10 protein-coding genes are annotated in these 11,032 nt (G+C 57.8%); 5 read left to right on the forward strand and 5 right to left on the reverse strand.

What is annotated here, in order from left to right:
* Window positions 1–239 precede the first annotated feature (239 nt).
* Window positions 240–1,616, forward strand: a complete 1,377-nt coding sequence (locus RMO15_RS28225; protein ID WP_309720851.1) for a hypothetical protein — start codon at window positions 240–242, stop codon at window positions 1,614–1,616.
* A 133-nt stretch (window positions 1,617–1,749) separates the two neighbouring features.
* Here RMO15_RS28225 and RMO15_RS28230 read toward each other — a convergent pair whose 3' ends face one another.
* A complete protein-coding gene (locus tag RMO15_RS28230; RefSeq protein WP_309720854.1) occupies window positions 1,750–2,847 on the reverse strand; it encodes a Gfo/Idh/MocA family oxidoreductase in 1,098 nt (365 codons plus the stop codon).
* A 108-nt stretch (window positions 2,848–2,955) separates the two neighbouring features.
* Between RMO15_RS28230 and RMO15_RS28235 the strand changes: the two genes are divergently transcribed.
* Window positions 2,956–4,494, forward strand: a complete 1,539-nt coding sequence (locus RMO15_RS28235; RefSeq protein WP_309720857.1) for a hypothetical protein — start codon at window positions 2,956–2,958, stop codon at window positions 4,492–4,494.
* Window positions 4,495–4,552: 58 nt separating this feature from the next.
* Here the strand turns inward: RMO15_RS28235 and RMO15_RS28240 are convergent, their stop codons facing one another.
* The 3 genes from RMO15_RS28240 to RMO15_RS28250 all read right to left on the reverse strand — a co-directional run bounded on the left by RMO15_RS28240 (window position 4,553) and on the right by RMO15_RS28250 (window position 8,068).
* Window positions 4,553–5,740 carry a glycine C-acetyltransferase gene (locus RMO15_RS28240; RefSeq protein WP_309720860.1) on the reverse strand — a complete coding sequence of 396 codons (1,188 nt, stop codon included), beginning with the start codon at window positions 5,738–5,740 and terminating at the stop codon, window positions 4,553–4,555.
* A complete protein-coding gene (locus RMO15_RS28245) occupies window positions 5,737–6,546 on the reverse strand; it encodes a DUF4058 family protein (protein ID WP_309720863.1) in 810 nt (269 codons plus the stop codon). The genes RMO15_RS28240 and RMO15_RS28245 overlap by 4 nt, the downstream gene beginning before the upstream one ends.
* A 97-nt stretch (window positions 6,547–6,643) precedes the next feature.
* Window positions 6,644–8,068 (reverse strand): arylsulfatase, encoded by a 1,425-nt coding sequence (locus RMO15_RS28250; protein ID WP_309720866.1) that lies wholly within the window; start codon window positions 8,066–8,068, stop codon window positions 6,644–6,646.
* 97 nt (window positions 8,069–8,165) lie between these two features.
* Between RMO15_RS28250 and RMO15_RS28255 the strand changes: the two genes are divergently transcribed.
* Together RMO15_RS28255 and RMO15_RS28260 are read left to right on the forward strand one after the other, a co-directional pair.
* A complete protein-coding gene (locus tag RMO15_RS28255) occupies window positions 8,166–9,329 on the forward strand; it encodes an ABC transporter permease (protein ID WP_309720868.1) in 1,164 nt (387 codons plus the stop codon).
* 3 nt (window positions 9,330–9,332) lie between these two features.
* Window positions 9,333–9,995: an ABC transporter ATP-binding protein gene (locus RMO15_RS28260; protein WP_309720871.1), complete on the forward strand. Its 663-nt coding sequence runs from the start codon at window positions 9,333–9,335 to the stop codon at window positions 9,993–9,995.
* On the opposite strand, the gene RMO15_RS28265 is transcribed toward RMO15_RS28260, so the two are convergent.
* Window positions 9,992–10,483: a hypothetical protein gene (locus RMO15_RS28265; RefSeq protein WP_309720874.1), complete on the reverse strand. Its 492-nt coding sequence runs from the start codon at window positions 10,481–10,483 to the stop codon at window positions 9,992–9,994. The genes RMO15_RS28260 and RMO15_RS28265 overlap by 4 nt on opposite strands.
* A gap of 190 nt (window positions 10,484–10,673) precedes the next feature.
* On the opposite strand from RMO15_RS28265, the gene RMO15_RS28270 reads away from it, so the two are divergent.
* A partial coding sequence (locus RMO15_RS28270) for a hypothetical protein (RefSeq protein ID WP_309720878.1) occupies window positions 10,674–11,032 on the forward strand: 359 nt, incomplete at its 3' end.

Raw genomic sequence — 11,032 nt, forward strand, 5'->3', positions numbered from 1 at the left:
TCCCCTTGGTGTTATACTCTTCCTACGACAGAGAAGGTCAGCGGGGAGAACGAGGGGGTCATTCGAGCGTGGACGGTAAACGTCCCGCTTTGAGGCGCTTCGCACCGCCTTATCGTTCCTTACACGAAATTTGCCATAGTAGGAAGTTTGGGAGAGTTTTGGGAGAGTGGAGTTATAGACTGTTTCTAAATGTAAACCCGTCCTCCCGACGGGAAAGAAAACAAGGATATGAGGAAATAATGAAAGTACAAATTCGATCTCTACCACTCGCTGTGGGTGCGCTCCTCCTGGGAGCCATCACGGCGCAAGCACAGACAACCACGCGCGTCTCCGTTGCCACGGGCGGTGTGCAGGCCAATGGCGAGAGCCCGTACTCAGGCGCAAAGCTCAGTGCGAACGGGCGGTTTGTCGCGTTTCGCTCCGTCGCGACCAATCTCGTCGGGGCAGGCAACGACACCAATGGTTTCTCCGATATCTTTGTCCATGACCGGGCAACGGGCATCACGACGCGTGTTTCCGTTGCGACGGGTGGGGCGCAGGCGGTGGGCGGTAACAGCAACAACCCCAGCATCAGCGCCGACGGGCGCTATGTCTCGTTTAGCTCCAACGCCACCAACCTGGCGGCCGGAGACACCAACGGCGCCAACGATGCCTTTGTCCACGATCGGGTGCTGGGGACAACGACTCTCGTCTCCGCCGATGCAACCGGTGCGCCGGGCAACGGACTGAGCGACTCGTCGGCGATCAGCGGCGACGGTAATATGATTGCGTTTCGCTCGCTTGCCACCAACCTAACGGGTAGCCCGACGGCGGGGTCACAGATATTTGTGCGGAACGTGGCACTGGGAACGACCACGCTGGTCTCCGTGGGTGCCACGGGGCTGGGTTCCTACGGCAATGGCGAGAGTGGGCTGGCACAGGTCACCATAAGCGCCAATGGCAATGTCGTGGGCTTCTCTTCGGTCGCCTCGAACCTCGTGGCAAGTGACACCAACGGGATTGTCCGCGATGTCTTTGTTCGCAATCTGGCACTAGGCAGCACGACGCTCGTCTCCAAGTCCACCAGTGGGCTTCAGGGCATGAGCACCAGCTACAGCTCGGCCCTGAGCGCGGATGGCCGCTACGTAGCGTTTGCCTCGCGCAATAACTTCGTCAATGGCGACAACAACAACCTTGAGGACGTCTTTGTGCGCGACACGTTCACCAACACCACGATCCGGGCCTCCGTAGTGGACTCCACGGGTGCCCAAGGCAACGGTGCCAGCGGCTACAGCGAGGGCTGGGGCATTAGCATCAGCGCCAACGGAATGCGGGTCGCGTTTCAGTCTCGGGCAAACAACCTGGTTACTAAAGCCAGTAATGGCTTCACCGATAACAACAACCTTGAGGATGTCTTTCTGCGTGATATCAGCACCGGCAAGACCTACATGGTGTCCAAAGGAATCGTGGCGGGCAAGCCAGGGTCTGCCAATGGCTCCAGTGGAGGGCTGAGCACCTGTGGCGTCTCCATCAGCGCCGACGGCCAGACGGTGATGTTCGCGTCTTATGCAAGCAACCTGGTTGCGGGCGACACGAACAATGTCATGGATGTCTTTGTCCGGGGACTGATTCTGTAGGAGGCCGCAGTCGCCAGAGGGTAAGGGGTGCTTCGGTGCCCCAAAGCTGGCCATTGGTGGGGCCCGTGTGGAGCCAGTCCCCCTCCTCCCAAGCTTGGGAGGAGGGAAGAGCGAAGCGAAGGGAGGAGGGTTTCTACAGCGGGAATTGGATGCGTTTGCCGGTCTTGGCGGACTCGTAGACGCCGACGATTAGCTCTAGAGCGCTGCGGGCTTCGGCTCCGTTCATAAAGGTCTCGCGATCTTCACGGATAGCTCCAATGAGGTCTTTGAGGTGCGCGACATGGCCACTACCGGAGATGGCGCGTGGGTCGCCTGCGCCTTGTGACTGGGCAACGTCGGCTTTCTCGCCCGTCGCGGTGAAGATGCCATCTTTGACGATAGGCTCCGCGGCTTGCACCCCAAACATCCCCTGCTCTTCGTCGCCCGAGGAGAACTGGGCATGACGGACACGGCTGTTGTCAATGAGGACCGTGCCGTGCGTCCCGTAGATCTCCAGCGATTGCTTGTAGCCAGGGAACATCGCCGTGGACGCGAGAAGTGTCCCGACCGCACCGTTCTGGAACTCGATACTGGCCGAGACAATGTCCTCGACCTCGATGCGCTCGTGGGCAATCGTCCCCATGGTCGCGGCCACGGACTTTACCGGCCCCATGATCCAGCGGAGCTGATCCACGTAGTGTACGCCCTGGTTCATCAGCGCCCCGCCGCCATCAAGCTCCCAAGTGCCACGCCAGCCGCCCGAGTCGTAGTAGGCCTGGGTGCGGTACCACTTGGTCACCGACTCGCCGTAGACCAGCTTGCCGAGCTTGCCCTCATCGAGCCAGCCCTTGAGGAGCTGCATCCCCGACGAAAACCGGTGCTGGGAGATTACCTCCAGCTTAACATTGTTTTCTTTACAGGCCGCAATCAGCGCATCGGCGGCGGCTAGGGTAACCTCAATGGGTTTCTCGGTGACAATGTGCTTGCCCGCCTTCGCCCCTAAAACGCCGCACGAGCCGTGAAGCCCAGAGGGCGTGCAGACCGTGAGGACGTCAAACGCTCCCCAGTCCAGCATGGCTGTCAGATCGGTGAAGTGGCGAACCCCGATTTTCTCGCCCACTTCTTTAGCACGATCCCCCACCTCATCACAGACCGCCACCAGCTCGGCATCTTCTGGCAGCGCACGAATGGCCTCGACGTGAGTCCCATGAATCACGCCACAGCCCACTATAGCAAATCGAAGCTTTGACATGTGCGCTAGTTTCTCGATTTCCCCCCTGAAAACCTTCCCCGTATTTACCGATAACTTAAGACAGACGTATGTGGCGGCCCGTACCGCCCAAGCGAAAGGATGAATTCTATGGGCAAGCAAACTCGTGCTGACTTTCTCGTGACGATGGGAGCACTCTCTCTGGCAGCACTCACCGGCTGTGCAGGGGGCGCGCCACCCGACAGTGAGTTTCAGGGAACGTATCTTTCGACCTATACCCTACCTGGTGTTGGTGAGAATGGAACCTTTTCGTTCTCTGTGGAACAAAAAGGCAAGATGGTCGGCTCGTTCACAGATGCCAATACCAATGCTGTGTATGCCTTCGATGGCATTGTGGAAAATACAGGCAAGTTCACCGGGTCTCTCAAAAATACGACAGCATCTTCTCCCATCAGCGGTCTCTTGGTCGTCAAAGGGAGTGGTAGCACGGGTGGCGGCGGCAATACGGGCTCCGGTGGTGACTTCACGCTTACCCGCAGTGGTGCCGATCAGCGTGGCTACTTTACGATTGGCGGCTCGCTGAGCACGGTCAATAGTGAGTATCAGGGCATCTACAGTGGTGTCTACGGCGTGGATGATCGCTTAAAAGTGGACGGCAAGAGCTTTAGCGGCCTGGCAAGCTACAGTGTGGATAGCAAGGGCAACATTATCGGCTCCCTCACTCGCTCAGGCAGCGCCGAGACCGGGCTTCTTACGGGAACGATAGGTAATACGGGGGCTTTCTCCGCCAGCGTCAAGTTCGCCATCGCTAACGTCACTCTTCCTCTTGCAGGCACGCTCGTCAAGACGGGCGATGGTTCCGCCCAGGGTAACTTTACCGTCAGCTCGGGCGGCAGCCTCTATCCTGCCTCGTTCAGTAAGAGTTCCTCGGTTGTTGCCGGTGGTGATAGCCCCTACAAGGGTGCTTACCGTGGAACCTACGGCATCCCGGAAAAGGGTGAGAATGGCACGGTCAGCTTCACCATTGATCCCTCTGGCTCGATGATTGGCTTCTTCAACCAAGCCCTCAATAAACCTGTGGGAACTCTGGTCGGTGGTGTCGAGAACGACGGCGGATTCAACGGTACCATCACCTACAACGCCACCGAAGTCGCAGCGCTCCCCGTGGCTGAGCAGGCGCTCTATGCCACACGCAATATCCAAGGAAAGCTTGGTACCCGTGTGGGTGGCACCGGTGCTTCAGGCGACTTTACTCTCACCATTGCCGGGACTAGCTACGCAGGCAACTTTGAGGCCAGTGTCGGTGGCTCCGAGGTGAACAGTACCTACCGTGCTGCCTACACGGATGCAGGACTCTTCGCAACCGCCTTCGATGCCACGCGTGTCCCTGGAGGAAAGTTCGTCACATCGTCCTCGATTGACATCTCCATTGATAAACAAGGCTCTATAATTGGTAGCTTCGGCTCTCACCGCTTCGATGGCCGTGCCACAAACGACGGTCGCGTGGTCGGTCAGCTCCGAGGGACGGACAATGCCTGGTATGCTATTCGTGGCATCATTAGCAAGGTAGACTGGAAATCGGGCACGGACAAGATTCCGGGCTTGGCAGGAAACCTCTATGTTACGATTGGCTCTGAGGAGTACCCGATCTCGATCAAGATGACGGGTGGAACGGGCGGCGCAAACTAAGCATCCCCTCCTCCCTTGCCCCTCCTTCCAAAAGCTATGGAAGGAGGGGTTTTGTTGTTTAGATCAATCCCAGCTTTTTCCCCACACGCTCAAAGGCGGCGAGGGCTTCATCAAAGTCGGTGTGGGTGTGGGCGGCGGTGGGCATGGTGCGCAGGCGTGCTTTGCCGCGCCCGACGGTGGGAAAGACGATGGCGAGTGCTAGAATGCCCTCATCGCGCAAGAGACGCTGCGCCTCTTGGGTCTTGGCCTCATCGCCGATCATTACGGGAGTAATCGGGGTCTGCGTGACGCCCGTGTCGAAGCCGAGCTTGTGCAAGCCTTCCTGCCAGTACTTCGTGTTGGCCCAGAGACGCGCCGAGAGCTCAGGCTCGTCGCGCATCAGCTCGATTCCCTTGATACACGCCGCCGCGACTGCGGGCGGACAGCCCGTCGAGAAGAGAAACGGACGTGCACGCTGCTTGAGAAAGTCCACCAGCGCCGACGAACCCGCGATATAGCCTCCGACCACGCCGACAGCCTTGGAGAGTGTCCCGAGCTGGATGTCTATTTTCTGGTGCACCCCAAAGTGGTAGGCCGTCCCCCGCCCATTGGCCCCCATCACCCCCGAGCCGTGGGCATCGTCCACCATCACGGCGGCATCGTACTGCTCGGCGAGGGCACAGATCTTGTCCAGAGGCGCGACATCACCATCCATGGAGAAGACACCATCCGTAATCACCAGGCGCTTCTTGGCCCCCATCGCGGCTTTTAGTGCTTCTTCCAGCGAGTCCATATCGCAGTGCTGGTAGATCGCACGCTTGGCCTTTGAGAGACGGCAACCATCAATGATCGAGGCATGGTTCAGGCTATCCGTAATAATCTGATCGTCCGCATCGGTGATGGTGGGGATCGTCCCCGCGTTGGCCGTAAACCCACTCTGAAAAACCAGCACATCTTCCACGTGCTTGAACTCGGCAATCAGTTTTTCGAGATCATTGTGCAGCTGGAGATTACCGATAATCGGCCGCACCGCACCGCCACCCGCCCCAATTGCCAGCGCCGCCTCCGACGCCGCTTGGCGCAGGCGCGTATCCCCCGCAAGCCCGAGATAGTTGTTCGACGAGAGATTGATCAGCTCACGATCACTGCCCGCGATCTTAACCCGCGCCCCGACCGCACTAGTTACCGTGGTCAGAGGTTTGTAGAGATGCTCGGCATGAAGTGTGTCGAGCTGGCCATTGAGAAAGTCTTGAAGCGTGTTGTTCATACTGTCCCAATTGTACCTGCCAGCCAGCCTTTCTGCCCCTCGGACACGGCGGGTTTTAGGGGCAGTTGGTAGTCAATCTCTCTCCAGAAAGCCCCTTTCGCCCAGGTACGCTCATAGATGGTCTGGAGAGCAACCTCTACCCCCTGCGCATCTGGCATGAGGGGAAGGTAGATCTCCGGCAGAGCACTCTCCAAGGCGTTCAGCCAGAAATCGCAGCTATCCGCCCCTGCACGGTGCAGCGACACGAGATAATCCCATGCTCCCCACTTCACAAGTTCCAACTTTGGAGAGGCGACAGTATGTTCCCCACCACGCAAAAAATCGAGTTCCACTAAGTGCGTCTCACTACCCAACAATGTTTCTTGATTGCGTAGATAAGAGGCATGGCCAGGGTTCCAGCGATCCTTATTTGCAGGACTTAGCAGCTCAATCACAAGAGTCACTGCGCGATTTCGCCTTAGATCCCTAACGGTCACGAAGCGCTCGCGCACCAGAGGAGCAAGTGGAACCGTGCCTGTCGGGTGCATACCAACACTCACTACAGGACGCTCCATAATCGCAGCCCCCCCACGGCTTTCGAGAGGCAGATTCGGCACGGTCCGTAGCACAACCACATCGGGATAGCTACCCTGACGGGGCGTGCTGACGTAGCAGCGCTCTTCCAAATAGGCCACAAAATCCTCAGGGAGTTCTTCATTGAGAAACCCCACCAGCTCCCCAAGAAACAGCCCGTGAAAGCCAATCCAAGAGAGCTGACTCTCGATAAAAGGATTGATGCCAGGGAAAGGATTCTTAGACGGGGTCATAGTAATTATTTTACCACTGCAACAAAAATAAATTCGCCCGGATAAAGGGCTTCTCTTCTTATCTTCGACGATGAGACGAGCCTATAGAATAGGGCGCTCACAAAGGCCGATCAATCACGCCGAGCGGGAAGTCTTTGGAGGGGACGTGCTGATCTTTGAGGAGTTTCTCCAGCCGCGCGATCATCTGCGGATTCTGCGCGGCGACATCGGTGGTCTCGTTGGGGTCGGTCTTGAGGTTGTAGAGCTCCGTTTTCACGACGGGACTCGGGTTCTTCGCCGTCTTATTGAGGCTCTGGCGAACCGCTTTCCACTCTCCGATACGCGCAAGCTGCTGGCCGCCGTAGCCGGGGAACTCGCGGTAGAAGAAGCGGCGCTCGGGCTGGCGTTTGCCTAAGAGCGTCAGGGCGAAGCTGACACCATCGGTCTTGACGGGCGTGCGTTTTTCCAAGAGCTCAAAGAGAGTCGGGAGCCAGTCCTCGAAGCCGATCACGCGCTCGCTCACACTGCCGGGCTTGATCTTTCCCTTCCACCGAACCACCGTCGGGACGCGAATCCCGCCCTCGTAGAGCGAGCCCTTGCGCCCCCGCAGGCCCCGCGCGGAGTTGAAGAACTCCGTGTCCGTGCCGCCTAATTCATCATAAAGTGGGCCGTTGTCGCTCGTAAACACAAAGATCGTGTCATTGTCGAGACCCAGCTCCGCCACCAGTGCCAGCAAGCGCCCGACTTCCTTATCGAGGCGGGTGATCATCGCGGCATAGGCAGCCCGTGGAGTGCGGTGTGGCAGATACGAGCGGCCTCCGGGGTAGGGCTTCTCGGGAAACTTACCCACAAACTCCGCGAGCGCGTCCTCGGGGATCTGGAGCGCGAGATGGGGAACGGTGGTGGGGACGAAGCAGAAAAACGGCTTGTCTTTGTTGTCTTTGATGAACTGCCGCGCCTGCGCCATGATCTTATCGGGGGCATAGTCCTTGCCTGTAAAGCTCACGTAGCTACCCGGGTTCTCCGGGTCGGCTCCTTCAGGAAGCTTCTGGTGCGCGGAGAATTTTGGGTTGTTGAGCGGCACTTTCTTGTCGTCGTCCCAGAGATACGGCGGGTAGAAGTTATGCGCCTCGCGCTGGCAGTTGTAGCCAAAGAAGCGATCAATCCCCAGCTTCAGCGGCGCAGCGTGCGTGTCCGGCCCGCCCAAGCCCCACTTGCCAAACGCCCCACAGACATAGCCCTGCTTCTGGAGCAGCATCGGCAAGATCACGGTGCCCACGGGCAAGGGAAACTGCCCCTCGCGTTTCTCCGTCGCCTCTCGGTTGTCCCGAATCGGCGTGTGCCCTGGATGCAGCCCCGTCATCAGCACCGAGCGAGAGGGCGCACAGACCGCATTGCCACTGTAGCTCTGAACAAACCTCATGCCCTCGGTGGCGAGTCGGTCAATATTCGGCGTTGCAAACTTCGCCTGACCGTAGCAGCTCAGGTCACCGTAGCCGAGATCATCGGCGATAATAAAAACAATATTGGGGAGACGCTTCATGTAGGAATTATAACAGAGCCGAGCAATCCGGAACCTAAGTGAGACTTTGGAGTTTACAATCGTAAGGTACAATCCGTTTGTACTATTTTTCACGAACATGACAAACCCTCTCTCACCGCTTGTTTATTTTCGACGCAATGCTTCGCGAGCACTGCCGATGGGGCTGGTTATAGTCCTAGCGGTCTTTCTGATCGCAGGTGTCACCGTACTGGCCAATGCGATTGACTTAACCGTGCGGACGATCTACCGTTACACCGACTACTTCACCTACGTACTCCCCCAGCAGCAGTTCCGAGAAGTCCCCGAACCACAACGAGTGATTGTAGAGAGTGATCCGAGAGTGGAGCGGACGATGGAGGGGGCGTTCTTTCTCTGCAATATCAAGACCGTGATGGGACGCTTGCCCTTTGTGGTGCTGGGCGTGCCCGACGATGACCGGGACTATCTAATGCAGCGGATGGGCACAACACTCGTCGCGGGTCGTCTGCCCGCCGAAGGAATGCCCGAGGCGGTGCTCTCGGAGCCGATGGTGGAGAATAAGAAGCTCAAGATCGGGGATAACGTGGTGAGCCCAACGGAGCAGGGCGGCATGGCGACAGCGGCTCCCATTCCCGTGAAGCTCGTTGGGATATTAAAAGGCCCAGTCTGGGTGGGCTTTACCAGCCGGAGCTTCTGCACGCGCTACTTCTTGCTCAACCCGCGCTGCACCCTCTACACCTGGAAGGACAACAGCCAGCGCGACACGCTCAACCGCTCCATGATGCCGGTGAGTGATAAGTCCAAGGGCAAGCTCTCCCCCACCGAGGTGCAGGTGCTCTCCAAAGAAAACCTCATCACCGAGGTGCGCGACAGCCTAGAGTCACTCTACATGATCATGGGGGTAGTCACCTCCGCGGTGATCTTTGCTATCACCTTGATGAGCGGCATGCTGGCGAATATCTACTTCACCCAGCGCCTCTCGGAGTTTGGGGTGCTGGCGGCCATTGGCTACTCGCGACCAAAACTCATTGGGCGGGTGCTGGCAGAGACAGCGCTGCTTAATATTGCAGGCTGGATTGTCGGCGCAGCGTCCACGGCGCTCCTGATGCGCTTTCTCGGGGAGTCCGTCTTCCGAGCGCGTGGACTCTTTTTGGATCCCTTTGACCTGGATGCCTACGCGCACACGATCCCCGTGCCGATCTGTATTACGCTTTTCTCGGTGGGGACGATTACCTACCGCTTGCTGAAGCTTGACCCTGTGACCATTATTGAGAGGCGGTAGAAGATGCACGACACACTCTCCTGTGAAAACTTGACCCTGGCTTACCGTGATGGCGAGCGAACTACCTACGCGCTCCGTGATGTCAGCATGAGCCTGCCGCCGGGTAAGTTCTACGGCATCATGGGACCGTCGGGCTCCGGGAAATCCAGCCTGCTGTATCTGCTCTCTGGGCTCAAGCGGCCTACGGAAGGCAAAGTGGCTCTCGGGGAGCTAGCGATCTCGCACCTCCCCGATCCGGAGCTGATGCGCCTGCGGCGCACTCGCTTTGGCTTTGTTTTCCAGCAGCCGTTTCTGCTGACCTACCTCACGGCGCTGGAAAATATCGTGGTCGCAGCACCGCAGCCCAGTGCCGCCGCACGCCAGAAAGCGCAAGAGCTTTTAGAGAGCTTGGGGCTCGCCACGATGGCCCATAAGCTCCCCAGCCAGCTCTCCGGCGGCGAGCGCCAGCGGGTGGCTGTGGCCCGTGCGCTCATCAACGAGCCCGAGATTCTCTTTGCCGATGAGCCCACGGCGGCGCTGGATCAGACCAATGGGCACCGAGTGATTGAAGCGCTGGCGGCATGGCGCACTAAAGGCACGGTGATTGTCGTCACCCATGATGCCGGGATGCTCACCGGAGCCGACGAAATCCTCTCTTTGCGCGATGGCCAACGAGTCGAAAATTAGGTATCGGCAAGACGCAAGCGAGCCGTCAGGGGTGGGGCAACCGCATCCCCATCGAAGTCATCGTTGTCGTCCCAGGTGCTAGGCGAAGGCTGCCGTGCCGCCGCCAAAACGCTTGTGTGCAGGCGTGAGACACAGAGGGCTTTGTCGTAGTCGCCTAACGAGAGGTAGAGAGCCTGAAGCCGCTGGTAGGGTTGTGCCCCCAAAAAACGATCCACGACATTGGCCTCGTACTCCGCAATCGCCTCCGGGATCTTTCCGAGTTTCTCCAGCTCCGCTCCCCGCTGGTTTCGGGCAATCATCTCCGCAAAGACCTGGCGCTCAGCTTGCCAGTAGATCTCTCGCTCCTCGGGCGTGAGCGAGCACCGATCCTGATTCAGCCAGCTCTGACAGATAGTCTGTCGAGGAACGCCCCGAGCAAACTCAGACTGGGCGGAGGCCATTAGCTGGGCAACACTGACCCGTGGTTGGGGACGTCGGAAAAATCGCATCGTGATGCGTTGCTAAGCAAAACTCATGCCAATCGAACTATATTCGAGAGGATCTCCTTGTGTGACGTAATTCACCTTGCCAACCCATATGTCATCGAAATTTAATACGAAATAGACAGCAGGTAATTAGCTTACCTGATAGAATTGCTAAGGTTGGGTCGCTCGATACCTATCTTACGAACTCACCTCCATGCAATATATGAAAAAAATACTTACCACATTCTTACTCGTCTGCGGCGCAGTTAGCAACTCACAAGCGCAAACTCTCTTTAGCCAGGATTTTAGTGCCGGTGGTACAACCACAGACTATGTCAATGCAAGCCCAAGCACCGGTCAATGGAACGCAATCTCAACAACTGGCGCACTTAAGGTATGGTCGATTACTTCAAATACACTCCAGCTAACAAGTACGGGTGCCAATGCCGCCTATGCATCACGAACCACGGATTTTTCACAAACCCCATCTCTGATGCAATTTTCGTTTACCTTCGACCTGGTCTCATCGAGCACAAATCTCACCTCTGCACTCGATATTGCGGTAGGAAGTAG

This window comes from Armatimonas sp., from assembly GCF_031410135.1.
Taxonomy (GTDB): Bacteria; Armatimonadota; Armatimonadia; order Armatimonadales; family Armatimonadaceae; genus Armatimonas.

Excerpts from the sequence above, each read along its gene's own strand:
- RMO15_RS28235 (WP_309720857.1), top strand. The coding sequence starts at position 2,956 with ATGGGCAAGCAAACTCGTGCTGACTTTCTCGTGACGATGGGAGCACTC.
- RMO15_RS28240 (WP_309720860.1), bottom strand. The coding sequence starts at position 5,740 with ATGAACAACACGCTTCAAGACTTTCTCAATGGCCAGCTCGACACACTT.
- RMO15_RS28255 (WP_309720868.1), top strand. The coding sequence starts at position 8,166 with ATGACAAACCCTCTCTCACCGCTTGTTTATTTTCGACGCAATGCTTCG.
- RMO15_RS28225 (WP_309720851.1), top strand. The coding sequence starts at position 240 with ATGAAAGTACAAATTCGATCTCTACCACTCGCTGTGGGTGCGCTCCTC.
- RMO15_RS28230 (WP_309720854.1), bottom strand. The coding sequence starts at position 2,847 with ATGTCAAAGCTTCGATTTGCTATAGTGGGCTGTGGCGTGATTCATGGG.
- RMO15_RS28260 (WP_309720871.1), top strand. The coding sequence starts at position 9,333 with ATGCACGACACACTCTCCTGTGAAAACTTGACCCTGGCTTACCGTGAT.
- RMO15_RS28250 (WP_309720866.1), bottom strand. The coding sequence starts at position 8,068 with ATGAAGCGTCTCCCCAATATTGTTTTTATTATCGCCGATGATCTCGGC.
- RMO15_RS28265 (WP_309720874.1), bottom strand. The coding sequence starts at position 10,483 with ATGCGATTTTTCCGACGTCCCCAACCACGGGTCAGTGTTGCCCAGCTA.
- RMO15_RS28245 (WP_309720863.1), bottom strand. The coding sequence starts at position 6,546 with ATGACCCCGTCTAAGAATCCTTTCCCTGGCATCAATCCTTTTATCGAG.